The organism is Ruegeria sp. K5 (assembly GCF_056531805.1).
In genome coordinates, this window is sequence record NZ_JBQFML010000001.1 from 44,496 (window position 1) to 67,745 (window position 23,250).

General features: G+C 63.2%; 21 protein-coding genes. 3 read left to right on the forward strand and 18 right to left on the reverse strand.

Annotated elements, in window-relative coordinates; translation table 11 throughout:
* Window positions 1-13 precede the first annotated feature (13 nt).
* Together ACR0MO_RS00215 and ACR0MO_RS00220 are read left to right on the forward strand one after the other, a co-directional pair.
* Entirely contained in the window at window positions 14-484 is a 471-nt protein-coding gene (locus ACR0MO_RS00215) for a rhodanese-like domain-containing protein (protein WP_480889194.1), read from the forward strand.
* Window positions 484-1,308: a CE1 family esterase gene (locus tag ACR0MO_RS00220; protein WP_480889197.1), complete on the forward strand. Its 825-nt coding sequence runs from the start codon at window positions 484-486 to the stop codon at window positions 1,306-1,308. Before ACR0MO_RS00215 ends, ACR0MO_RS00220 begins: the two co-directional genes overlap by 1 nt.
* On the opposite strand, the gene mdoH is transcribed toward ACR0MO_RS00220, so the two are convergent.
* The 13 genes from mdoH to cbiE form a co-directional block, all read right to left on the reverse strand.
* Window positions 1,309-3,177 (reverse strand): glucans biosynthesis glucosyltransferase MdoH, encoded by a 1,869-nt coding sequence (gene mdoH / locus ACR0MO_RS00225; protein ID WP_480889199.1) that lies wholly within the window; start codon window positions 3,175-3,177, stop codon window positions 1,309-1,311.
* Window positions 3,174-4,673: an OpgD/OpgG family glucan biosynthesis protein gene (locus ACR0MO_RS00230; protein WP_480889202.1), complete on the reverse strand. Its 1,500-nt coding sequence runs from the start codon at window positions 4,671-4,673 to the stop codon at window positions 3,174-3,176. The genes mdoH and ACR0MO_RS00230 overlap by 4 nt, the downstream gene beginning before the upstream one ends.
* On the reverse strand, window positions 4,670-5,887 hold the full coding sequence (locus tag ACR0MO_RS00235; protein ID WP_480889205.1) for an OpgC family protein: 1,218 nt from the start codon (window positions 5,885-5,887) through the stop codon (window positions 4,670-4,672). Before ACR0MO_RS00235 ends, ACR0MO_RS00230 begins: the two co-directional genes overlap by 4 nt.
* A 28-nt stretch (window positions 5,888-5,915) precedes the next feature.
* Complete coding sequence (locus ACR0MO_RS00240) at window positions 5,916-7,286, reverse strand: tetratricopeptide repeat protein (RefSeq protein WP_170524795.1); 1,371 nt, start codon at window positions 7,284-7,286, stop codon at window positions 5,916-5,918.
* A 179-nt stretch (window positions 7,287-7,465) separates the two neighbouring features.
* On the reverse strand, window positions 7,466-8,650 hold the full coding sequence (locus ACR0MO_RS00245) for a CaiB/BaiF CoA transferase family protein (protein WP_480889207.1): 1,185 nt from the start codon (window positions 8,648-8,650) through the stop codon (window positions 7,466-7,468).
* Window positions 8,637-10,256 (reverse strand): thiamine pyrophosphate-binding protein, encoded by a 1,620-nt coding sequence (locus ACR0MO_RS00250; RefSeq protein WP_170449405.1) that lies wholly within the window; start codon window positions 10,254-10,256, stop codon window positions 8,637-8,639. The genes ACR0MO_RS00245 and ACR0MO_RS00250 overlap by 14 nt, the downstream gene beginning before the upstream one ends.
* Window positions 10,257-10,335: 79 nt before the next feature.
* Entirely contained in the window at window positions 10,336-10,794 is a 459-nt protein-coding gene (locus ACR0MO_RS00255) for a DUF302 domain-containing protein (RefSeq protein ID WP_480889210.1), read from the reverse strand.
* Window positions 10,795-10,876: 82 nt separating this feature from the next.
* A complete protein-coding gene (gene cobF, locus ACR0MO_RS00260) occupies window positions 10,877-11,620 on the reverse strand; it encodes a precorrin-6A synthase (deacetylating) (RefSeq protein WP_480889212.1) in 744 nt (247 codons plus the stop codon).
* On the reverse strand, window positions 11,613-12,341 hold the full coding sequence (gene cobA, locus ACR0MO_RS00265; protein ID WP_170524781.1) for a uroporphyrinogen-III C-methyltransferase: 729 nt from the start codon (window positions 12,339-12,341) through the stop codon (window positions 11,613-11,615). The genes cobF and cobA overlap by 8 nt, the downstream gene beginning before the upstream one ends.
* Complete coding sequence (locus tag ACR0MO_RS00270; protein ID WP_480889215.1) at window positions 12,338-13,654, reverse strand: cobyrinic acid a,c-diamide synthase CobB; 1,317 nt, start codon at window positions 13,652-13,654, stop codon at window positions 12,338-12,340. The genes cobA and ACR0MO_RS00270 overlap by 4 nt, the downstream gene beginning before the upstream one ends.
* Window positions 13,647-14,441: a precorrin-4 C(11)-methyltransferase gene (gene cobM, locus ACR0MO_RS00275; protein WP_480708380.1), complete on the reverse strand. Its 795-nt coding sequence runs from the start codon at window positions 14,439-14,441 to the stop codon at window positions 13,647-13,649. Before cobM ends, ACR0MO_RS00270 begins: the two co-directional genes overlap by 8 nt.
* Window positions 14,438-14,806: a cobalamin biosynthesis protein gene (locus ACR0MO_RS00280; protein ID WP_170452982.1), complete on the reverse strand. Its 369-nt coding sequence runs from the start codon at window positions 14,804-14,806 to the stop codon at window positions 14,438-14,440. Before ACR0MO_RS00280 ends, cobM begins: the two co-directional genes overlap by 4 nt.
* Window positions 14,803-16,002, reverse strand: coding sequence for a precorrin-6y C5,15-methyltransferase (decarboxylating) subunit CbiE (gene cbiE / locus ACR0MO_RS00285; RefSeq protein WP_480781112.1), 1,200 nt, complete (start codon window positions 16,000-16,002; stop codon window positions 14,803-14,805). Before cbiE ends, ACR0MO_RS00280 begins: the two co-directional genes overlap by 4 nt.
* Between cbiE and ACR0MO_RS00290 the strand changes: the two genes are divergently transcribed.
* A complete protein-coding gene (locus ACR0MO_RS00290) occupies window positions 16,001-16,732 on the forward strand; it encodes a cobalt-precorrin-6A reductase (protein ID WP_170449420.1) in 732 nt (243 codons plus the stop codon). The two genes, cbiE and ACR0MO_RS00290, sit on opposite strands and share 2 nt — an antisense overlap.
* On the opposite strand, the gene cobJ is transcribed toward ACR0MO_RS00290, so the two are convergent.
* The 5 genes from cobJ to cobN are packed head-to-tail and all read right to left on the reverse strand — an operon-like array spanning window position 16,723 to window position 23,249.
* Window positions 16,723-17,487: a precorrin-3B C(17)-methyltransferase gene (gene cobJ / locus ACR0MO_RS00295; protein ID WP_170449422.1), complete on the reverse strand. Its 765-nt coding sequence runs from the start codon at window positions 17,485-17,487 to the stop codon at window positions 16,723-16,725. The genes ACR0MO_RS00290 and cobJ overlap by 10 nt on opposite strands.
* Window positions 17,484-18,212, reverse strand: a complete 729-nt coding sequence (locus tag ACR0MO_RS00300) for a precorrin-2 C(20)-methyltransferase (RefSeq protein WP_170449424.1) — start codon at window positions 18,210-18,212, stop codon at window positions 17,484-17,486. The genes cobJ and ACR0MO_RS00300 overlap by 4 nt, the downstream gene beginning before the upstream one ends.
* Entirely contained in the window at window positions 18,209-18,838 is a 630-nt protein-coding gene (locus ACR0MO_RS00305) for a precorrin-8X methylmutase (RefSeq protein ID WP_170449426.1), read from the reverse strand. The genes ACR0MO_RS00300 and ACR0MO_RS00305 overlap by 4 nt, the downstream gene beginning before the upstream one ends.
* A complete protein-coding gene (locus tag ACR0MO_RS00310; RefSeq protein WP_480889218.1) occupies window positions 18,838-19,959 on the reverse strand; it encodes a cobalamin biosynthesis protein CobG in 1,122 nt (373 codons plus the stop codon). Before ACR0MO_RS00310 ends, ACR0MO_RS00305 begins: the two co-directional genes overlap by 1 nt.
* Window positions 19,956-23,249 (reverse strand): cobaltochelatase subunit CobN, encoded by a 3,294-nt coding sequence (cobN, locus tag ACR0MO_RS00315; RefSeq protein ID WP_480889221.1) that lies wholly within the window; start codon window positions 23,247-23,249, stop codon window positions 19,956-19,958. Before cobN ends, ACR0MO_RS00310 begins: the two co-directional genes overlap by 4 nt.
* Window position 23,250: the final 1 nt, after the last annotated feature.

Here is a 23,250-nt window from a genome sequence, read left to right on the forward strand (position 1 = left end):
AGGAGGGCCCCGCATGGCAGACAGGACAAACCGGACCCGAAGGTGGGTTTTGCTGGGTGGTGGGGCTGCCATCGCAGCCGGGTTTGCGATACGGGAATATCGTCTGATCCCGCAGGACTATTCTGGTGGACAGCTGGACGTATCTCAGGCACATAGGCAGGCCGTGTCCGGCGATGTTCTGCTGGTGGATATTCGTACACCGCGCGAGTGGCGTTCCACGGGCATCGGGCAGGGGGCGCAGCCGCTGGATATGCGGCGGGACGATTTTGTTCAGGCTTTGACGACGTTGACGGGCGGAGATCAATCTGCCCCCGTTGCCCTGATCTGCGCCCGCGGCGTCCGCTCGGCCCGGCTGAGCAACCGACTGACCGAGGCGGGGTTCACCAATATCATCGATGTGCCCGAAGGCATGCTTGGGTCTGCTGCTGGGCCCGGCTGGGTGCGCGCCGGATTGCCGGTCGAAGCTTATACCGAGGGGACGTAATGGAAACGAAATACTGGCTGTCTTTTTGTTTGGCTTTTGCAGGAAGCTCGGCCCTTGCCGATTGTGGTCCGGATCAAGGGACCTGCCAGACGCCGTCGGGCGAGTATCATATCGAATTGCCAAACGCCGAAAATCCGCCATTGGTGGTTTTCCTGCATGGCTATGGGGGCAGCGGTGCCGGAACCATGAGAAACCGCGCTATGGTGGACCCATTGCTAGAGCGTGGCTATGCCGTCATGGCCCCCGAAGCGCTTGAACGACCGGACAGGGGCGGCACCAAAAGCTGGAACTTCTATCCGGGTTTCGGGGATCGCGATGAAACCGTGTTTCTTAGCGAAACGGTCGAAGATGCGGCCGCGCGCTTTGGCATCGACAGTGAACGCGCGATACTTGGCGGGTTCTCGGCTGGTGGCTTCATGGTGAATTACCTGGCCTGCGCGGCACCCGATACATTCTCGGCCTATGTGCCCGTCTCGGGCGGGTTCTGGCGTCCGCATCCCGAAGCCTGCGAAGGGCCGGTTCGGATGTTCCACACCCATGGTTGGACCGACAATGTGGTCCCGTTAGAAGGGCGTCTGCTGGGCGGCGGGCGCTTTCATCAGGGCGATATCTTTGCGGGCCTCGAAATCTGGCGCATCGCCAACGAATGCGAGGATACGAAGCCCAGCGGGTTTTCGACCACCGGGCAATTCATGCGGCGCAACTGGATGGGATGCGCCGAAGGCAGTGCGCTGGAATTTGCGCTGTTTCCCGGCGGTCACAACGTGCCAAGTGGCTGGGCTGACATGATGCTGGACTGGTACGAGGGGTTGCCCGGCGGCTGATTACTCCGCCGGGGTCATTGTGCCTTTGCCTTCGATCAGCCGCTTCAATTCATCCCGGTGACGACGGGCCGAGCGGGTGATGGCCGGTTCGGCAAAATCCTCGCGCATGCCAACCATGCGGCGGGCGGTACCGGCGGACACGCCGCTGAGCGCAGACAGCGGGATCGCCAGTGCTAGGCTGATCGCAATCGGGGCCAGCCAGACCGAGACCAGACCGGCCAGAATACCAACGCTCAGCGCGATGCCGCTGATGGTTTCCAGCGTGTGGCACAGGATCAGGGTGCGCAAGGAATAGCTGCCGCCATCGCGTGCCTGTGGCGACCAGCCCCTTTGAATGCCCAAGGCGGTGCGGAACACGGCGATCATCTGCTGCACCATCAGGATCGGTGCGTAGAGGATCGACAAGATGACCTCGAACAGGAACGAGGTGAAGAACCGCCGCCAGCCGCCGAAATCCGAATAGCGCACACCGCTGAGGGGCAGGGCGGCGACGCCCAGAACCTTGGGGGCCAGCAGCATGGCGTACATGACCAGAATGATCAGCACGTGGCGCGTCTCGGTCATTTCGGGCCATTGCGGGAACAGCGGATTATCGGGGCTGAAGTAATGCAGAACCGAGGCCTCTTCGCCCTGACCGATCAGCGCCCACATCAGCAGCAGCGCAAACCACAGTGGCGACATCAGATATCCAACCGCCCCATGGAACATGTGAAACCGCGAGACCGAGCGGAACCCGCGCGAGCCCAGAAGTTTCAGATGCTGCAGGTTGCCCTGACACCAGCGGCGATCCCGCATGGCGTGGTCGATGAGGGTGGGCGGGGTTTCTTCGTAAGACCCCCGGATGCGCGGCAGGAGCCGCACAGCCCATCCGGCGCGGCGCAGAAGACCGGCCTCGACGAAATCGTGGCTCATGATCAGCTTTTCCTGCCCGGTCAAGGACCGCAGCTTGGGCAGACCGGCACAAGTGGCGAAGGCCTTGGTGCGAATGATGGCGTTGTGGCCCCAATAATTGCCCTCTTGCCCGCACCAGCGGGCCAGACCTTCGGCAAAGGCGATGCCGTAAACGCCATTGGCAAACTGCTGCATCCGGGCAAAAACGGACTGCGCGCCGATCAGTTGCGGGTAACTTTGGATCAGCCCCGCGCCGGGGTCGCGCGCCAGCGAATCCGTCAGGCGGGCAATGGCGCGGCCGGTCATCAGGCTGTCGGCGTCCAGAACCAGCATCGCGTCCCAATCCGCGCCCCAGCGGCTGACCCAATCGGCGATATTGCCAACCTTGCGGTCCGTGTTTTGCGGACGGCGGCGGTAGTAGAGCTTCAGGTCCGGGGCCAAGGTCGTGCGCAGCGCTTCGATACTGGCTTGCTCTTGCGCGGCGATATCCGGGTCGCGCGTGTCCGACAGGATGAACATCGCGTATTCATGCTGACCACCGCGCGCGCGCAGTTCTTCCAGCATGGTGCGGGCATTGCCCAGTACGAACCACGGGACCTCATTATAGGTCGGCATCAACAGGGCCACGCGCAACGGTTGCGCGCGTTCGCGTCTGACCGGACGGTCCTGCCGGGACAGGGAAATCATGCCCAGAAGCACCGTGCAGACGGTGAAGGAAATCCAGAAGAAGTTGAACGAGATCAGTGCCAGCAGAATGCCTTCGACCAGATTGATCCCCTCGGCCCCGAACCAGTCGCTCATGACCCAGAGCAGGCCCAGCGTTGCCGCCATGGCGGGCGAAAAGGCCAGCGCGCGCCAGAACCCGGCGGATCGGCGTTTGCCCGACGGCACCCCGGCATCGCGGAACCCCGCGCGGAAATCCTGCGCGGGCATGGCCAAGGGCGCCTCGGGCGGCATGATATGCAGATCGCGGCTCATGTGGTCCAACGGTACAGCCAGACTTCGGAGGCCGGTTGCTTGCCCACCAGCAGCTGCGCGCGCAGTTCAACATAATCGCGGTCGCCGGGCTGGAACGAGAAGGCCAGACGCACACCGCCTGTGTCCGGGTTGCGTTGCAACACGCCGTCCGAGGTTTCGGCATGGGGCGAATTGGCAAAAATGCGAATGGCGTCCAGATCGTCGAACAACTCGCTGGGTTCGAAATCGATCACGGCCAGACGGCCTTCGCCAAAGGTATTCTCACCCATCGCCGTGTTGATGACACGCGGCATCGAGGTGCGCTGCGGCTCTTCACCCCAGATCAGGCGATAGCTGTGGTCCACCTGACTGCCTGCAGCATAGGGTTCCGCCGGACGCCAATAGGCAACGATGTTGTCATAGATTTCCTGATCGGCCGGAATCTCGACCAGTGTGACGGTGCCCTTGCCCCAGTCATCCCCCGGTTCGACCCACAGGCTGGGGCGCTTGTGATAATTCGCCTCAAGATCCGCATAGTCCGAGAATTCGCGCTTGCGCTGCATAAGACCAAACCCTTTGGGGTTGGTGTCCACGAAAGATGAGATTTGCAGGCGCGTCGGGTTGGCCAGAGGCCGCCAGATAACCTCACCCGCGCCATTGCGGATCAGCAGCCCGTCGCTGTCGTGCACGGCGGGGCGGAAATCGTCGAACCGGCTGTGGTTGGTCTGATCAAACAGGAACATCGAGGTTCCAGGCGCGATGCCGACGTGATCCAGCTCGGTGCGCGGGAACAGGGTGGCTTCGACATCCATGATGCAGTCGGCACCGGCGGTAACGTTGAAACGATAGGCCCCGGTCACGCTGGGGCTGTCCATCAACGCGTGGACCACCATGTTGCGCTGGCCCGGTTCCGGGCGTTCCAGCCAGAAGCGGATAAATTCCGGGAATTCCTCACCATCCGGATCGCCGGTTTTCAGCGCCAGACCGCGGGCGGACAGACCGTAAACCTCGTGCAGGCCGATGGCGCGGAAATAGCTGGCCCCCTGCCAGACGCAGAACTCATCTGTTTTGCCGGGGCGGTGCATTTCGGTGCGCAGGCGCAGGCCCGAGAAGCCCAGCGTGTCGTCGATAGGCAGGGTCGGAACCTCATCCGACTTGTCGAACATCGCAAGATCGAAGGCCACCGGTTTGGTCATGCCATTCTCCACCGTCGACACTTTGACCGTGCGCGGGAAGTACAGGCCCGGCGTGAAGAAATCGACGTTGAAGGGGGTCTCGGTCTCGTACCAAAGGGCGCGATCCAGACGGAACCGGATCGAGCGGTATTGCTGGTACGTCAGGTCCTGCCATTCCTGCGGCACCATCTCACGCTCGGCAAAGGGGCGGCTGGCCAGTTCACGGGCCAACTCGATCACATGATCGCGGTCAAATGGCACGTCTCCGCCCGAGGCAAAGGTGGCGGGCGCCAGAAACAGCGCGGAGGTTGAGGCCAGAAATGCGCGGCGCGTCAAAGTCATTTCTTAGATTTCCACGGATGAGATTTGAACCAGCCGGCCAGATAGGCCACTGCGATGATCATGGCAAAGCCAATCATGTTGGCGGCGAAAACGGTGGCGGCATCCCGCCCGGCCTGATCCAGCGCAACGCCGATCAGACGGGCTGCCGCCATCGAGAAGACGAATACGGCAAGGGATTGCTGGCCGACTTTGGTCACCAGCTTAAGCACCACTTGCCAAACCCGTGCGCCGACACTGTGGCCCGAGGCGATCAGGCGGTGGCCATGTTCACCCGCGACGACCCAGCCCAGATAGGCCAGCGACAGGAAGTGGATATAGCGGAACAGGCCGAACTCGGTCTTGCCGCGCAGTTCCTTGGTCAGGGGCCAGATCTCGCGGATTTCTTCGGCCAGGCCGGGGGCTGCGGATTGCACCCACAGGAACACTTTCCACGACCCAATAGGCGCGGACAGAACCAGAAACGCAATCGCCGCCCAGATCAGTGTTTTTGACACCCGCGGGGCAGGGATCCAGCCGCGCATGAAAGCAAAGCCGGTGAAGAACAGCAGCTGCCAGCCGAACGGGTTGAAGAACCATTGCCGGTCAGACCAAGGCTCGGCCGGAAGGGCAAGCGCGCCGGTCTGAGCCACCAGCCAGATCGACACCGAAGCCAGCGCGACGGCCCAGAACCCGATGCGCGACAACGCCATGAACAGCGGCATCATCGCCAGCACAACCAGATACATCGGCAGTATGTCGAAGTAGTTCGGCACATAGGTCAGGGTGAAAATCCCGACCATCTGCGGCAGCGGATCGTTGAAGAAATGCTGCAGGTTCAGGGACGAGACGTAATTCTTTGTAAACAGGCCGGAATTATCAAGCGCGGCCATTGTCATGGCGACAAAGAAGAACAGACAGATATGCGCCCAATAGACCTGCCAGATGCGGAACGCCACGCGGGCGGTGCCCATCCACCAGCCCTTGCGCAGAAACGCGCCGCCAAAGGCGATGGCCGAGGCCATGCCGGAACAGAACACAAAGATCTCGGTAGCGTCGGAAAACCCGAAGCGCGCAGGAATCCAGCTTGTCCAGGGGTTGCCGGGGATATGGGCAACCAGAATGATGAACATCGCGATGCCGCGATAGAAATCCAGTCGCGGGTCGCGCACGGTTGCCTGAGCGGCCACCGGGGCCGCCACAGGCGCAAAATCAGAAGCGGGCGATGCAGTCGCCATACGTTTTCTGTCCTTCTTGGTCTTTTTGTTATTCGGCCGGGACGCTTTGAGCGTCTCCGCTGTCGCGGGCCGCGTCGATCAGGGCGCGGCGCGCAAGTGCGTAATTGTCCTCGCCCCCGGCACGTTTGGCGCGCCGGTCGTCCAGGATGCGCTCCACCGCGTCCAGACGCCCGGCGCGCAGGCCGGAATCGATTGTGATGCGCTCGAATACATCACGTTGTGCGTGGCTGCCACCTGCCATTTGCATGCCAGCGCGCGCGGTCGACAGGAAATCGAAGGCCGCGCCATAAAGCCCGTCGCCGAAGGCCTCAAGGCCCTTGGCGGCAGCAATGCCCGGATCGGACATGCGGATCGGGGTGTCCCCCTGATTGCGCTGCGCATCCTTCTGAATGCGCTGCAACATTTTGCCCGTCGCGTCCGCGCGGTTGTCACCGGTCAACGCCAGCAGGTAGTGCAGGTCGGCGAAGATCAGGCAGCCATCCTCGGTCCGCGCGGCGCTGAGATCGGCGAGTTCTTCCCAGCGGTTGCCAACATCGATGCCCTCAAGCTCCAGCCGGGACAGCAAAGAGGTCGCGTTCGAGATATCTCGGTAATCGTCCGTCTTGTCCTTGCGGATATGCTGATCATACAGCGCCATCACCTGATCGACCTGACCCAGATCCAGATGCATCAACGCCTTGTGCCACCAGACGTGATAGCGGAAGTTGTTGCAATGCGCCCAGGCGTCCTCGCGCCCGGCAAGCCAATCCAGACCCAGTTGCGCGTTGCCCGTCATCTCGTGGACGTGAGCGACAGCATGCAGACCCCAGGCATCGTCTGACACCATCCACAGTGCCTGACGACCGGCAATCTCGGCCTTTTCATAGGCGCCAGTTTCTTCCAGCGCGAAGGAATGGCAGCCCAGCAGATAGCCGCGTCCGGCATGATCCGGCTCATAAGCGGGCAGAACCCGTTCAATCGACCGGCGCATTCCCGCCGAGTCGCCCAATACAAACCGCGTTGCATGGCTGAGTTTCATCGCCAGCGTGTCGGTAGGATGGGCGCACAGAACCTCTTCGAATTTCTGCACAGCTTGCGAGGGCAGGTCGGCCAGATAGAGCGACAAAGCGTCGACATACAGCTTCTCACGCGCCGACACGGTCTGGCGTGTCATTGCCGTGTTGGCTGCGGCCAAAGCCTCGGTCGCGACGGGCAACATCTCGCGCCGACCCAGCAGAACCATGAACAGACCCTTGATCGCATGACCCAATGCGAAATCCGGCTCAAGCTCGAGCACTTTGCCCAGATGCTGAGGGGTGATTGCCGCGTGCGCCATGAACCCAAGCAGAACACCATCCCACGCTTCGACGGCTGCCGGGTGGCTGAGGGTGTTCATTTGTCCAAAAACGTCTTGTTTCATACTTGGGTCCAATCTGATTGCGATATTTGACACTGTTCGATTTATCAGAGTGTGCGGGCGCGTCGTAACAGTATCGACCCTGCTCTCGAATTGGTGAAAAGCCGTGTGTGCAAAAATTGAAAAAAACCGCCGATTCAAGGGCATGTTTCAGCAACTTGCCGCCGAAATGGGCAAGTGTTTCAGTCTTCGAAGGGGTTTTCAGCGCCTAAAACTGCATCAGTATCCGCACCGAACACCGGCGGGGCATGCCGATATGTTACAGGCGTGCGTGACAGGTTCAGGGGATTCCCGATCAGTTTCACCTCGGCCGGATCGGCCTGCATGGCGATCTGCATGCCACGGGCTGCCACCTGATCCGAGGCAAAAACCTGATCCAGTGTCCGCACCGGGCCAACCGGCACTTTGCGGGTTTCAAGCTCGGAAATCACCGTGGCCGTTGCCTGGGATTTCATTGCCGGACGCAGCACCGCGTTCAGGGCATCGCGATGTTCAAGCCGCGCGGGGTTGGTTGCAAAACGCGGATCGTCGGCCAGTTCGGGATGCCCGATGAAATCGCAGAAGCGGCGGAACTGGCTGTCATTGCCAACTGCCAGAATCACGTGGCCATCGGAGGTTTCATAAACCTCGTAGGGCACGATATTGGGATGCCCGTTACCACGCCGCTGGGGCACATCGCCCGAGGTCAGATAGTTCACGCCTTCATTGATCAGCCAGGCCACCTGCGAATCCACCAGCGCCAGATCGATCTGCTGGCCTTCGCCGGTCAGATCGCGGTGACGCAGCGCCGCCAGAATGCCGACCGTCGCGTACATGCCGCACATGACATCGGCGATGCCAACGCCCACTTTCATCGGCGCGCCGTCGGTATCGCCGGTCAGCGACATGATCCCACCATAGCCTTGCGCCATCAGGTCATAACCGGGCTTGCTGGAATTGGGTCCGGTCTGCCCGTATCCGGAGATCGAGCAATAGACAAGCCCTGGAAGATCCTGAGACAAGCTGTTGTAATCCAGCCCGTATTTCGCCAACCCGCCGGGCTTGAAGTTCTCGATCAGAATATCCGCATGCGAGGCAAGGCGTTTGATTTCAGCCTGTCCCTCGGGCGTTGCAATGTCGATGGCGACGGATTTCTTGTTGCGGTTGGCGGACATGAAATAGGCGCTCAGGTCCGAGCGGTTGCCATCCCCATCCGCAACGTAAGGAGGGCCCCATTGCCGCGTATCGTCCCCGCCGGTTGCGGGGTTTTCGATCTTGATGACGGTTGCGCCCAGATCGCCCAGCAATTGCGTGCAGGTCGGTCCGGCCAGAATGCGCGACAGGTCCAGAACCTTGACGCCCTTCAGCGGTCCTTCAGATGCGGCCATCATACCCTCCACGATCAATCTCGGCGGCGATCACAGTAAAGCGGTCGGCCTTCATCGCCTCGTTCAATGCTGCGCGCAGTTCTGCGCGGTTGCGCACGGTATGTCCATAGCCGCCAAAGGCGCGGCCCATGGCGGCAAAGTCGTGACGGTCGAAATCGACGCCCCGGTTGCCCATCTGGCGCTGGCGTTGCTTCAATTCGATCAGCGCCAGCGAGGCGTCGACGAACACGAGAAAGATCGGATTTCCGCCCATTTCGGCAGCGGTCGACAGCTCTCCGGCGATCATCAAGAACCCTGCATCGCCCGAAAAGCTGATCACCGGGCGGTCGGGTTCGGCCAAGCTCAGGCCCATCGCCATCGGAAGGGCGCAACCCATTGTGCACAAAGCAGAAGATTGGATCAGCCCGCGCGGCTCTTGGCACTCCCACATCTGGCTCAGCAGGATGCGGTGTGCGCCGCTATCGGCCGAGGCCAGCGTGTTGCCGGGCAGCACGGCGCGGGTTTCGGCGATCACACCCGCAGGCCCCCAATCGTCGTCCTGCGGGAAGGCTTGCGCCAGCGCGGCCTTGACCTGAGCGGGCTCTCCACCGGGCCACGTGGCGCGGGCCGGGTTGCCTTTGGCAATCGCCTCCAGCGTCTGGCCGGTATCGGCCACCAGATTCAGGCCGGCCTGATGCATGTAGTGATCGTTCACCACGGCCGAGATGTCGATGACGCGCTTTTCGTCCGGATCCCAGATCTCGCGCCAGCCGGGGCGCATTTCGATGGGGTCATAGCCAAGGCACAGAACCAGATCGGACTGTTCGATCAGCGGCACCAGATGTTTGTCGGCCAGAGGCGACAGCCCCGCGCCGCCCAGACACAAAGGGTGATCCTCGGGGATCACGCCCTTTGCCTTGTAAGTGGTGACAAAAGGAATGCTGAAATGTTCTAGAAACGCCTGAACCACACTGCGCGAGTCGTCATACAGCACATCCAGCCCGATGATCGCGACGGGACGTTCGGCCTCGGCCACCCAGCGGCGGGCCTTGGACAGGCAGTCGCCTTCCGGGGCTACAGCCGCCACCTTGGCCAGGCGGCGGCGTTTGGGCGAAGACATACGCGCATCCGCAACCGAGATTGGCACGTCGATATGGACCGGGCCGGGGCGGGGCTGATTGGCCAGAGAGACTGCCTTATCCGCAATGATATCCGCGCCTTCGGCGGTCATCACATAGGTGGCCTTGGTGATCGAGCGGTAGACCTGTGAATGGTCCATGACCTGATGGGTATAGGTCAGCGCCTCGTCTGCATCCACACAGCCGGTCAGCACGATCATCGGCACCCGGTCCTGAAACGCATTGGCCACCACGTTGATCCCGTTCATCGCACCCGGCCCGATGGTCGCAACCAGAATGGCGGGCGCGCCGTCGCGGTGATGCACGGCCTCGGCCATGAAGCCCGCGGCGTTTTCGTGTTTGGTCAGATGGAAGGTGATACCCGCCTTTTCCAGCGCATCAACCAGCGTCAGAACCTCGCCGCCCGGCATCCCGAATGCGTGGCGGCACCCCGCCTCGTACAGCCGTTGGGCCAGAAGATCCGCAGCGCGGGGGGACAGGTCCTGCATCAGTCATGCTCCGAATTAGCCAATGGGAAGCAAATGTCTGACATCCCTAACAGAGGCAAGCCGGATCACGCCAGTGTGACTATTTGACTGCGGAATCCGCGATGGATTGAAACTTTGCGTCCAATTCTTCGGCAATCGCAGACAGCGCCGTGCCGCCTTCGTCAGCGTAAGGCTGGAAGACAAAGCTGGGTGTTTTGTAGGACAAGGTCGCCGTGCCATCGTCATTTTCGGTGACGTAAAACCGGATCGGCGCTTCGATCATCGCAGCGGTCGAGGTTTCCAGAACGCGCACGGCAAAATCGTTGTTGAACACGCCGATCACGCGGTTGCCGGGGATGGTAATCCCACGCGCCGCAGCGGCCTTGGTCGGACCGGCCTGCGTGACCACGATCAGCCCATTGGCTTTCACTGCCGCTTTCGTGTCAGCGACCAGCGCCTCATAGGATTTTTTGCTGTCAAACACGGCCCATCCGGGCAAAGGCTCATCCGCAAAGGCGGGCAGAGCCAGCAAACACGCAAACGCAACGACAGGTTTCATCGCAGGCCCTCCGTCAACTTGGCTGCCTGCTTGATGCCAGAATTCGCGTGTCGGCGCACTCACATTCTTGTGCCGTTACCTGTTAGTCAGCGCGTCGCTTCAACAGATAGATATCCATGATCCATCCATGTGCGGCCCGATGTCTGGCGCGATTGGCCAGAATCTCTTCTGCAACGTCGGCCAGCGGTCCGTGGATCAGGATCTCTTCCTTCATTCCGACATAGGCGCCCCACCAGATGTCATACTCGGCCATGTCCAGTGACTGGAACGAACACTCTCCATCCAGCATGACGGCGACATTCGACGCGCCAAGGGGCCAGCCCTCGTCCCGCAAGCGCCGCCCTGTCGTGACGACATAAGGCGCGCCGATCTCGTTGATAGGGATCGCATGGGCCGCCGTCAGCGCTTGCAACGCGGTGATGCCCGGGATCACCCGCTTGTTCGGCTGCGGATTCAGCCGGGCCGCGATGCGCAAGGAACTGTCATAAAGCGACGGGTCGCCCCAGATCAGCAGGGCAACCTTGCTGGCTGTCGGATGGGCCGAGATCGCCTTTTGCCAGCGCAGCGCAATTGCGTCGTGCCACTCATCCACGCCTTGCAGATAACCGTCCTCGGACCGCCGTTTGGGAATGTCGAAATAGGCGATCTGCGGCGGGCTGTCAGTGACCGTGGCGATGATCTCTTCGCGCAGCCCGGCCAGATCGGCCTTGTTCTCACCCTTGCGCGGGATCAGGATCAGATCGGCCTCGCGGATTGCCTGAACGCCTTGCCGGGTCACATGATCGGGGTTGCCGGTACCGATCCCGATCAGGGTCAGGTCATACATCATCCAACTCCGCCAATGGACCATAAAGGATCAGGGCAGGGGCCGTGCCGATTTCGGATTTCAGCGTGTCCGCAAGCGCACCGATGGTGGATCGATGCAGCACCTGTTCGGGGGTCGACACGGATTCCGCCATAAGCGCGGGCGTGTCCAACGGCAGGCCATGTGCATGCAGCGCCTCGACCAACAGGGGAAAGGTGCGCTTGCCCATGAACACAACCGTCGTGGCCATTCCATCGGCCAAAGCGGGCAGGTTCAGATCGTCCGGTAACTGCCCGCTGACATCATGGCCGGTGACAAATTGCACCCGCCGCGCCGTCAGGCGACGTGTCAGCGGGATACCAGCAGCGGCGGCTGCTGCGACAGCCGAGGGGATGCCCGGAATGACCTCGTACTCGATCCCGGCCTCGCGCAATGCCACCATTTCCTCCTCCAGCCGCCCGAACAGCCCGCCATCGCCGGATTTCAACCGCACGACGCGCTGACCGGTCTGCGCATATTCGACCAGCAGGCGGCTCACATGGTCTTGCTTGGGCGAGGGGCGTCCGGCACGTTTACCGACGCCGACCAGATCCGCATCCTCGCGCGCATGCGTCAGAATCGGCCCACTGCTCAGGTCATCGAACAGCACCGCGTCGGCCTTTTGCATCCGGTCCACGGCCTTGAGCGTCAACAGCTCCGGGTCGCCGGGGCCTGAGCCTACGAAAGAGACAAAACCGCTCATGCCGAGGCCTCGGCAATCAGGTGAAAGAACGTGCCGGTGACGTTGCCGCGCACTGATCCAGTTTGGGGACCTTCGGTTCCCTCGGCATCAAACACCCGCGCCAAGGGGGCATCGGGCTGTTCGATAATCGAGGAATAGTGGAACTCATGCCCCCGCAGGGCTGTCCCTGCCGCAAGTCCCGGCATCGGGGTGAGCAGTTCAGCCCGGCGATAGCCCAGATTGAATTTGCGCTTTTCGTAGGATGTGACCAGCCCAAGCAGTCCAGCCATCTTATGCCGCGTGCCGTCCTTGTCGATCAACCCTTCGCCCAACGCCATGTACCCGCCGCATTCGCCGTGAACCGGTTTGGTTTCGGCGTGGCGACGCACTCCGGTCAGGAAGGTATCAGCAGCGGCCAGAGTGCCCGCATGTAACTCAGGGTATCCACCCGGCAACCAGACCAGATCGGCATCCGTCGCCGGAGCTTCATCCGCCAAAGGCGAGAAGGGCAACACCTCGGCCCCAGCCCTGCGCCAGCCTTCCAGCAAATGTGGGTAGGTAAAGGAAAATGCCGCATCCCGCGCCAATGCAATTCGCTGGGCCGGGGGGCGCGGCAGCGCGGCTGACGATGGCCCAGCCGGGCCTGAGGAGGCCGCCCGCTTGATCGCTTCCAGATCTACATGCTCACGCAGGAAGGCCGCATATCCGGCGATGGCGCTTTCCAGATCGGGGTGCTCAACGGCCTGGATCAGGCCCAGATGCCGCTCGGGCAGGGTCAGATCACCGCGTCTTGGTAGCACGCCCAGAACCGGCAGGCCTGCGCGCTCCATGCCCAGGCGGGTCAGACGCTCGTGGCGCGGGCTGGCACAGCGGTTCAGGATCACGCCGGCAAAGGGCAGATCGGGGTTGTACATCTTGAACCCCAGCGCCGTCGCCGCCGCCGATTGCGCCTGTCCGCCCACATCCAGCACCAGCACCACCGGCCAGCCCATCCGCTGCGCTGTCTCGGCGCTGGAGCCATGCCCCAGTTCTCCGGGCTTCGCGACGCCATCAAACAACCCCATCGAGCCTTCGGCGACCACAATATCCGCCCCGTCCGCCTGCGCAGAGATCGCGTTCAACAGCGGATCGCCCATCGCCCAACTGTCGAGGTTGAACGAGGCCCGTCCTGCCGCCGCCCGGTGAAAGGCCGGGTCGATATAGTCGGGGCCACTTTTGAACGGTTGCACGGTCAGGCCGTCCTCGGTCAGTGCACGCAGCAGACCCAGCATTACGGTGGTCTTCCCGGTTCCCGAAGACGGGGCCGAGATCAGAATGCCCGGAGGATTAGTCATCACCGTGGCTCCAGCTTGACCACGGGCTGTCCGCGCTTTGCGGGCGATACCGGCGGTCATAGGACTTGGAATACAGGCAGCTTTCGTCGAACCCTTCGCCCGCCAGCGCTGGTCCGACCATGATCAGTGCAGTGCGCGAGATGCCCTCATCCAGTGCATCTTTCAACGTTTCCAAGGTCGCGCGGATGATCCGCTCATCCGGCCAACTGGCGCGATAGACAACGGCCACCGGGCAATCCGCGCCGTAGGCCGGGGTCAGGTCAGCGATAACCTTGTCCAGATTGCCAATCGAAAGGTGAATGGCCAGCGTGGCCCCGGTGCGGGCGAAGTTCTCCAACGTCTCACCTTCGGGCATGGAAGATGCACGTCCCGGCGTGCGGGTCAGCACCACCGATTGCGCGAGTCCGGGCAAGGTCAGTTCAGTGCCCAGAGCCGCCGCCGCCGCGGCAAAAGACGGCACACCGGGCGTGACGCTGACCGGAATGCCCATCTCTTTCAAACGACGGATCTGTTCCCCCATTGCCGACCAGACCGACAGATCGCCTGAATGCAGCCGGGCCACGTCTTGCCCCGCTTTATGGGCCGCTTCAATCTCGGCCATGATCTGGTCCAGATCCATCGGCGCGGTGTTCACGATCTTCGCGCCTTCGGGGCAATGGCTCAGGATCTCCTCCGGCACCAGCGAGCCCGCATAAAGGCACACCGGGCAAGAGGCGATGATATCGCGCCCGCGCAGGGTCAGCAGGTCGGCGGCACCCGGCCCGGCACCAATGAAATGAACGGTCATGTCTGTCCTCCGATGGCAATGGCACACGTGGCCAGCCGGTCGTCTGAGATGTGTCTGGGTGTAAGCAGCCGCGCGCCGAACCCGGCGGCAGCCAAAGCGGATGCTTCGGCCACGCTGCCGGTGCCATAGCTGGCGCCGCTGCGGGCTGAGCATGTCAGGGTGCGCTGTCCGGCCAGGTCAGCGGGTGCAACAAGGTGCAAGGGCAGGTCGACGATTGCCGCAAAGGCGTCCAACGCGGCGTGGCCGTCCTTGTCCGCGACCGTCGCCAGCGCATCCACGGCATGGCCCGAGGACGCCTGATCATAGGCCGCCTTCAGGCTGTCCACCGTGGCGGAGCTGGAAAAACCAAGACCGGCGACGATCATAGGGTCACGCTCCACTGCACCACCGGATAGGCGGATTTCCATCCGCGGCGGGGGCCCAGAGCGCCCGCCTGCGCCAATTCAATCCGCAGCAAGTCGCCGCCAAGGGCCTCGTGCCATTGGGCGAGCAAAGCCTCGCTTTCCAGCGTCACGGCATTGGCGACCAGCCGCGTGCCCGGTTTCAGGTTGTCGCGCAGCCAGACCAGCAAAGCCTCGGACAGCCCGCCGCCAATAAAAACCACATCAGGCATGGCCAAGCCCGGCAGAGCATCGGGCGCGGTGCCATGAACGACCTCCAGCCGATCCTGCCCCAACGTGTCCGCGTTGCGCCTAATTCGGTCTGCACGCTCGGCCAGCGGCTCGATCGAGGTTGCGGTCAGGGTCGGGTCGCACATCAGCCACTCGATGCTGATCGAACCGGTACCGCCACCGATGTCCCACAGATGCTCGCCCCGTTGCGGTGCCATCGCGGACAGGGTCAGCGCCCGGATGGGCCGCTTGGTGATCTGACCATCCGTTTCAAAGATGTCGTCCGGTTTTCCGCTTGCTTTGGGGAAAGCCAGTCCGGGGCCGGTGACCTCAAGCCCAACACAGACCGGGTGATCGAACGTGCCCAGCAAGGCTTCGGTCAGTGTCACGGTCTGCGTGTTTTCGCGTGGCCCGCCCAGGGCTTGCATCACATGCAGCGCGCTGTCGGCGAAACCGGTCTCGGTCAGATAGGTGGCCAATTCAGCCACCGCCTTGCCATCGCGCAGCAGCAAAATGGCACGCAACCCCGCCGCCAGATGCGGTCTCAGCCGGGTCAGCGGCGCGGCGTGCAGCCCAAAGGTCAGCGTACTTTCCAGCGGCCAACCCAACCGGGCAGCGGCCAGCGAAAAGGTGGATTGACCGGGCAGGGCAGTCCATTCACCCGCGTCAAAGGTTCTGGCAATGACCGATCCCGCACCGAACCAGAACGGATCGCCCGAGGCCAGCACAACCGTTGGCCGCCCGCGCAGACCCGTCAGTATCGGGATGCCATCGGCAAACGGCACGGGCCATTCGATCCGTTCAGCCTGTGTTTCGGGGATCAGCGACAGATGACGGGGCGGGCCCATGACGACCTCGACCCGATCCAGCACTTGACGACTTGCGGGCGGCAGGCCATCCAGTCCATCTTCGCCCAGCCCCAGAATGGTCAGCCACGGAGCCTTAATCATGCCCAACCTCCTGCTTCTTGGCGGCACGACCGAAGCCAATGCACTGGCCCGCAGCCTTGCCGAAAGGGGGGTGCGCGCAATCTACTCTTACGCCGGGCGTGTGGACAATCCTCGCCCGCAACCTTTGCCGGTGCGCGTCGGCGGGTTCGGAGGGGCCGACGGACTGCACAGCTATATCCGCGACAACGCGATCACGCATGTCGTGGACGCAACGCATCCCTTTGCCGCGCAGATGAGCCGGAATGCCATCGCCGCCTGCGAAGCCGCAGGTGTTCCGCTGGTTGCGTTGACCCGACCGGCCTGGATTCCGCAGCACGACGACCGCTGGCAGCATGTTCCGGACATTCCGGCGGCCGTTGCAGCACTGGCAGGCCCCGCTCGGCGCGTCTTTCTGGCTGTGGGCCGGATGCACCTGCAGGATTTTGCCGCGCAACCCCAGCATGACTATTTGCTGCGGCTGGTTGACGAACCTGACAATGTGCCGCTGCCAAACGCCGATATTGTCGTCTCGCGCGGGCCGTTCACGGTTGAGGGCGATCTTGCGCTGATGAAACGCCACGCCACCGAACTGGTGATTTCGAAAAACGCCGGCGGCACCGGCGCGCGCGCCAAGCTGGACGCCGCGCGGGCGCTGGGCGTGCCAGTCCTGATGATCGACCGGCCCAGCCTGCCGCCCCGGCAGGAACTGTCCTCGGTCGCGCAAGTTCTGGACTGGCTGGCTCATCCCTGACCCTCGGCCAGAGTGAACCTTGGCGTGTAGACAATCGGCGCGCCGTCGCGTTCGATCACGCGCGTCAGAGAGGATCCGACAATCACAACCGTCTGCATGTCGGCCATATCCGGTGTCGCCTCGGCCAGCGTTGAGATTCGGATCGCTTCATCCACCCGAGTCACGGCCCGTGCGAACAGGATCAAGCGTTCTGGCTCACATTCTTCCCGCAGGATTTCCAGCGTTTTTACAAAACCTTCCGGGCGGGACTTTGAGCGCGGATTATAGAACGCCATGGCGAAATCGCCCTGTGCCGCAAGGCGCAGGCGCTTTTCGATCAGGGACCATGGCTTGAGGTTGTCGCTCAGGTTAATGGCGCAAAAGTCATGGCCCAAAGGCGCACCGACACGGGCCGAGGCGGCCAGCATCGCGGTGATGCCCGGCAGTACGTCCACCGGAATATCACGCCATTCACGCGGCCCGTTTTCCATCGCCTCGAACACTGCCGCCGCCATGGCAAACACGCCCGGATCACCCGACGACACCACGACCACGCGCTTCCCCTCAGCCGCCATTTGCAACGCATGTTGGGACCGGTCGATTTCGACCCGGTTGTCGCTGGCATGCAGGGTTAATCCCTCACGGTCAGCCACACGGGCAACATACGGAATGTAGCCGACAACATCAGTAGCCTCGGCCAGCGCTGCGGATACTTCGGGCGTCACCAGTTGTTCATCACCGGGGCCCAGGCCGGCGATCTTGACCCACCCGCTCATGGTCTGCGTCCTTGGCCATGCACGATGATAATCGAGAAATAAGGGGTAATGCCGTCCCCGTCCTCGGACAGTTTCCGCACGCGTTGATTGGGCATCTGCGCAAACTCGACGATCCAGGCCCGGTCAAAAAGACCGGCAGTCTTCAGCGCCCGTTTGACCTTGTCGATATTGCGCCCGATCTTCATCACAACCAACGCATCGGTTTGCGCCATACGTCGCGCCAGATCATCCTCGGGCAGGGTTCCGACCAGCACGGTCAGCACATCATCGCCCCATGTGATCGGGTCGCCCGTTGCCGTCCACGCGCCGGACATGCCAGTAATTGCAGGCACCACATCTACATCAGCTTCATCGCGTAAGCGGCTGTAAAGATGCATGAATGACCCGTAGAAGAACGGATCACCCTCACACAGAACAACAACGTCCTCGCCTTTGTCGGCCAGCGTTTTCAGATGTCGTGCGCAGTCTTCGTAGAAAGCGGCGAGCAATTCGTTGTAGCGCGGGTCTGTCACGGGAATTTCCGTGGTGACGGGGTATTCCATCGGGAATTCCACCGCGTCTCCGGGGATCATGCCGTTGACGATCTTGCGCGCCTGACCGCTGCGGCCCGGCTTGCGGAAAAACGCCACGTGGCGGGCATTGCGCAGCAGCCGGTCGGCCCGGACGCTCATCAGATCCGGGTCGCCAGGGCCGAGGCCCACGCCATAGATTTTACCCGCGCTCATTCGGCGCGGCTCGCGATGGCGTTGATAGCGGCCACAGTGATCGCGCTGCCGCCCAGACGGCCCTTTACTATGCAGGACGGCACCGGCTGCGCCTCCCACAGCGCGTCCTTGGATTCCATTGCGCCGACAAAACCCACCGGGCAGCCGATGATGGCGGCGGGGCGCGGGCAGTCGGGGTCTTCCAGCATGTTCAGCAGGTGGAACAGCGCCGTGGGCGCGTTGCCGATGGCGACCAGAGAACCCTCCAGATGCGGCCGCCACAGTTCCAGCGCGGCGGCGGAGCGTGTGTTGCTCATCTCAGCCGCCAGCGGGCGCACGCGGTCGTCATGCAGGGTGCAGATCACCTCATTGTCGGCGGGCAGGCGAAAGCGGGTCACACCTTCGCTGACCATCCGCGCGTCGCACAGGATCGGCGCGCCATTTTCCAGCGCGGTGCGGGCGGCGGTCACGAAACCGGGTGAGAAATGCACGAACTCTTCCAGTCCGACCATGCCTGCGGCGTGGATCATGCGGACGGCGACCTGCTCCTCGTCGGCGTCGAACCGGGCCAGATCGGCCTCGGACCGGATGGTGGCAAAGCTCTCTTTGTAGATCGCTGCGCCGTCGGTTTCGTATTCATAGGGCATCAGGTCAGGTCCATGGTCAAAAGTGTTTCGGGGCTGAGCCCGCGCTGACAGGGCTCATCCCCTGCGCGGCCCCGTTTGACAAGATCAAATCGTCCGTTGTTGCCGACCAAAGTGACGTCGGCGGGGCCCATGCGGGCACATCCCTTGGCGCAGCCCGAGACATGCAGGCTGCCGGGAACGCGCGCGGCCAGGGCGCGGGCGATGTCGCGGGTTTCCACTTGCGCCTGCGGGCAGAATGGCGCGCCGGGGCAGGCGTCGGTGCTCATCAGCGGGTCGGCGCCATCCGTGACAAAGTCCGGGGCAGGTATCGCCGCCCCGCCTTCCAGCAGGATCAGCCGCCACGGGGTGACACGCAGGGCGGTTGCGCCGCTGTCGTCAATCAGATCATAAAGCTTGCGGGCAGGCAGCGACCCAAAAGCGGCACCATACAACGCACCAAGTTCACAAGGGCCGGGGTGCAGTTTTTTACCGACCGGGCCGGGTGCATGTCCCTGCCATTCCTGCGGCAAAGCGTCGGTGACCCGTGCCATGCGGCGCGTCTCGGGCGTATATGTTCCTGCAAACCACCGTGCCAAAGCGATGACATGGTCAATGGCGTCGGCCTCGGCCACAGGCCGCCCGGTCTCGCAGCCGTCGGCGCGCAGGATCAGATCGTCAACGCCGGTTTCCAGACGAATATCCGCTGAATCCGCGCTCAGCAGGCGCGCGGGCCCGGTGTCGATGGCAAAGCCGAACTTTGCGGGCAGGGCAGGCAGTTCCGCCAGCCGGTCAATCAGTTCCTGCGTCAGGCGCGCGGTCAAATCGCCCGCCTGGTACAGCGGCGTGACCAGAATGTTGCGCCGCACCTCGATGCCAGGTTCGGCATCCAGCAGGTCCAGCGCCGCAAGTTCCTTGAGCAGCGGCTGGTGGTCATAATCCTCCACCCCCCGCAGTTGCAGATTGGCGCGGTTGGTCAGGTCGATGGTGCCATTTCCAAACCGATCTGCAAGGTCGCACAGACCCAGCGCCTGATCGACCGTCAGACGCGCCAGTCGGGGTCGTACCCGCACCACCAGACCGTCGCCCGACATCATCGGGCGGTGTGCGCCGGGGCACCAGCCCTGTATGACGGGGGCGCTCATCCCAGCCCCTCCAGATCGGCGCGGATCGAGTTCCGGCGGGTGTTCCACAGCCCGGTCTCCAACAGCGCGCGGAACCGGTCCTGCATGGCCTCATGGGCCTGCGGGTTGGCCTCGGCCAGAAAGGCATCGACCTGCGGATCGCCCAGCGTTGCGTCGTGATACAGATCGAACAGATGCGGCGCGACCGTGCCCGACAGATGCGCGAAGGACGCCATGTGATCCAATGTCGCCGCGATCTCGGCAGCGCCCCGGAACCCGTGCCGCTGCATTCCGGCGATCCAAGCAGGGTTGGCGGCGCGGGCATGGACAACGCGGCTGATCTCTTCGGGCAGGGTGCGCGCGCGGGGATTGTCCGGGTTGGTATTGTCCAGATGGTACAGCTGCGCCTCGCCGCCGGTCACCTTTTTGGCCGCTGCAAACCCGGCCTCGTGCGTGGCGTAATCGTTGGCCAGCAGCAGGTCGGTCTCGGTCAGGTCCTGCAGGTGGACAAAGCTGTCGGCATTGGCGACGCGCTGCGTGATCCCATCGACGTCCTGCGCGATATGCTCGCCTTCCAGCGCATAGGAACTGGCCTGCAACCATGCTTCACCCGCCTGCGTGCGGGCCTCATCCGTATAAATTTCAGACAGTTGCGTCATGTTCACGCCATAGCTGCCCGGCGCGGGGCCGAACACGCGCGCAGCCGGGGCCTGCCCGGCATAGGGGTTCCAGTCCGGTGCCTCATCCCGTTCGGATAAGGCCCGCACCGCTTGACCGTAAAGCGCAGAGAGCGTCGGGAACACGTCGCGGAAAAGTCCCGAGACGCGCAGGGTGACATCCAGACGCGGGCGGCTGAGGTCGGTGATCGGCAGAACTTCGATGCCTGAGACGCGCTCGGACCCCTTGTCCCAGACCGGCTTGACGCCCAGCAGGTGCAGCGCCATGGCGAATTCTTCCCCGGCGGTGCGCATGGTGGCCGAGCCCCAGAGGTCGACGATCAGCCCCTTGGGATAATCGCCCTCTTCCTGCAAATGCCTCCGCACCAGTTCCTCGGCCAGTTTGACCCCTTGGGTATAGGCGGCGCGGGTGGGCACAGACCGTGGATCGGTGGTGTAGAGGTTCCGCCCCGTTGGCAGCACATCCGACCGACCGCGATAAGGGGAACCCGAAGGGCCAGCCTCGATCCGTTTGCCCGCCAGCGCGTCCAGCAGGGCCGCACGTTCGGCATGGGCCGAGGGTGCCGGGTCGAAATTGCCGCTCACGTCGGGCACCCGGCCAAAGATATGCAACCCGTCGCCGAACTGGCTTTCCTTGATGTCGCAGACAAAGCGGTCGATGCGGGTGATCGCCTCGGCGGTGCAGGTGGCCTGATCCAGGCCGAGGTCGCTTTCGAGCCCAATCGCCTGCGCCTCGTCCCGGATATCCTCTTGCAGTCGGTCGCGGCGCTTGGGGTCCAGACCGTCAGCGTTCGAGAACTCGTCCAGCAGCGATTCCAGCCGCACCATCCGATCCGGCGTGCCGCTTTCCTTGAGCGCGGGCGGGATATGGCCCAGCGTGACGGCTCCGATCCGGCGCTTGGCCTGTGCGGCCTCGCCGGGGTCGTTGACGATGAACGGGTAGATCACCGGCAGATCGCGGATCAGCGCCTCGGGCCAGCAGGCGGCGGACAGGGCGACCGATTTGCCGGGCAGCCATTCCAGCGTGCCATGCGCGCCGATATGGATCAGCGCATCCGCGCCCAGCCCTTGGCGCAGCCACAGGTAAAACGCAACATAGCCGTGGCGCGGGGTGCGCGAGAGGTCGTGGTAATCGTCATCGCGCAATTCGGGCGTGCCGCGTTCGGGTTGCAGTGCGATCAGGGCCTTGCCGCGTCGCAGGGCGGTGAAATGGAAGGCTCCATCGGCGCAGGCCGGGTCATCTTCGGGCTTGCCCCAGACGGATTGCAGATCACTGCGCAGGGTTTCGGGCAATTCGGCCAATGCGGTCAGGTAGTCCTGCAGCGGCCATGAAATCCGGGCATCCGGCAGCGCATCGGCAATCGGCTCGGCAGGGGTGGTGTCATAGCCTGCGCCTTGCAGATCGGACAGCATCGCCTCGGCCGAGGTCAGCGCGTCGAGGCCTACCGCATGGGCCATCTGCCAGTCCTTGCCGGGATAGGTGGACAGCACCAGCGCAGGCGTCTGATCGGCTTTGGGTTTGTCGTGCAGGTTAAGCCAGCCTGACACGCGGTCGATGATCGCTTCGATCCGCTCGGGCTCGGCCCGGTGGGCGAAACGGGAATATTCCAGATGCGGGTCGCGCTTGCCCGGTTCCTTGAACGAGGCGATGCCCGCTGAAATCCGCCCGTCCACTTCGGGCAGTACCACATGCATGGCGAGGTCGGCGGGGGATAGCCCGCGTTCCGCCTCGGCCCATGCCTTGCGGCGCGAGGTGGCCAGCGCGACCTGAAATACCGGCACGTTGGCGGCGTCCAGAGGCGAGGTGCCCGACGCGCCTTTGCCCGAGAATGAGGTGGCGTTGATGATGGCCGACGGGGCCAGCGCCACGACCTGCTCACGCAGCCAATCGGCTGCTGCGGGCGCTTTCAGAGACGGAGCGAACAGGCCCACCGCCTCAAAACCCCGCGCGCGGAGGCTGCGGATCAGAGCCGCGACAGGAGCGGTGTCGGCTGAGGTCAGATAGGCCCGGTAGAAGGTCACAAGGATGCGTTTTGCATCGCCCGTGAAGGCGGCATCCACCGGGATCACGCCGCGATCCGGGCACCACGCGCCGCATTCGGGCAACGTCTTGGCCCCCATCACCGGCCCGGCATAAAGCCCCGCCGCCAGCGCCATTTGCGCCAGGGCGGCCTGCGCCGCGACCTCTCCGCCGGTGTCGCACAGATGCGCCAATCGCCGCAGGGTCGAGATGGGCAGGGTGGAATAGTCATCCAGCCGCGTATCCTCGCGCCCGTCCGCAGGCAGGACCGCCAGCGCGATGCCCTTGGCCTGCGCCAGTGCCAGAACCTGTTGCAACCCGTAGGACCAGTAGGGCACACCGCCGATCAGGCGGATCAGTATACCCTTTGCGCCCTCCAGCGTCTGTTCCACATAGGTATCGACCGACAGAGGGTGCTTGAGCGCCGTTAGGTTCGCCAGCCGCATCGTCGGCATCCGCCCCTCGGGGCCCCCACCGCGATGCCAGCCCGCCGCAAAAGCGCCAAGGTCACTGTCCGAGAACGACAGCACCACCAGATCCGCCGGGCTCTGGCCCAGATCGGTCGGGGTCTCGGTTTCCTCTAACCCGTGGCTTTCGCGGAAGACGACGTGCATG

Coding starts and splice junctions, on each gene's coding strand:
- ACR0MO_RS00215 (WP_480889194.1), top strand. CDS start 14: ATGGCAGACAGGACAAACCGGACCCGAAGGTGGGTTTTGCTGGGTGGT.
- ACR0MO_RS00220 (WP_480889197.1), top strand. CDS start 484: ATGGAAACGAAATACTGGCTGTCTTTTTGTTTGGCTTTTGCAGGAAGC.
- mdoH (WP_480889199.1), bottom strand. CDS start 3,177: ATGAGCCGCGATCTGCATATCATGCCGCCCGAGGCGCCCTTGGCCATG.
- ACR0MO_RS00230 (WP_480889202.1), bottom strand. CDS start 4,673: ATGACTTTGACGCGCCGCGCATTTCTGGCCTCAACCTCCGCGCTGTTT.
- ACR0MO_RS00235 (WP_480889205.1), bottom strand. CDS start 5,887: ATGGCGACTGCATCGCCCGCTTCTGATTTTGCGCCTGTGGCGGCCCCG.
- ACR0MO_RS00240 (WP_170524795.1), bottom strand. CDS start 7,286: ATGAAACAAGACGTTTTTGGACAAATGAACACCCTCAGCCACCCGGCA.
- ACR0MO_RS00245 (WP_480889207.1), bottom strand. CDS start 8,650: ATGGCCGCATCTGAAGGACCGCTGAAGGGCGTCAAGGTTCTGGACCTG.
- ACR0MO_RS00250 (WP_170449405.1), bottom strand. CDS start 10,256: ATGCAGGACCTGTCCCCCCGCGCTGCGGATCTTCTGGCCCAACGGCTG.
- ACR0MO_RS00255 (WP_480889210.1), bottom strand. CDS start 10,794: ATGAAACCTGTCGTTGCGTTTGCGTGTTTGCTGGCTCTGCCCGCCTTT.
- cobF (WP_480889212.1), bottom strand. CDS start 11,620: ATGTATGACCTGACCCTGATCGGGATCGGTACCGGCAACCCCGATCAT.
- cobA (WP_170524781.1), bottom strand. CDS start 12,341: ATGAGCGGTTTTGTCTCTTTCGTAGGCTCAGGCCCCGGCGACCCGGAG.
- ACR0MO_RS00270 (WP_480889215.1), bottom strand. CDS start 13,654: ATGACTAATCCTCCGGGCATTCTGATCTCGGCCCCGTCTTCGGGAACC.
- cobM (WP_480708380.1), bottom strand. CDS start 14,441: ATGACCGTTCATTTCATTGGTGCCGGGCCGGGTGCCGCCGACCTGCTG.
- ACR0MO_RS00280 (WP_170452982.1), bottom strand. CDS start 14,806: ATGATCGTCGCCGGTCTTGGTTTTTCCAGCTCCGCCACGGTGGACAGC.
- ACR0MO_RS00290 (WP_170449420.1), top strand. CDS start 16,001: ATGCCCAACCTCCTGCTTCTTGGCGGCACGACCGAAGCCAATGCACTG.
- cbiE (WP_480781112.1), bottom strand. CDS start 16,002: ATGATTAAGGCTCCGTGGCTGACCATTCTGGGGCTGGGCGAAGATGGA.
- cobJ (WP_170449422.1), bottom strand. CDS start 17,487: ATGAGCGGGTGGGTCAAGATCGCCGGCCTGGGCCCCGGTGATGAACAA.
- ACR0MO_RS00300 (WP_170449424.1), bottom strand. CDS start 18,212: ATGAGCGCGGGTAAAATCTATGGCGTGGGCCTCGGCCCTGGCGACCCG.
- ACR0MO_RS00305 (WP_170449426.1), bottom strand. CDS start 18,838: ATGCCCTATGAATACGAAACCGACGGCGCAGCGATCTACAAAGAGAGC.
- ACR0MO_RS00310 (WP_480889218.1), bottom strand. CDS start 19,959: ATGAGCGCCCCCGTCATACAGGGCTGGTGCCCCGGCGCACACCGCCCG.
- cobN (WP_480889221.1), bottom strand. CDS start 23,249: ATGCACGTCGTCTTCCGCGAAAGCCACGGGTTAGAGGAAACCGAGACC.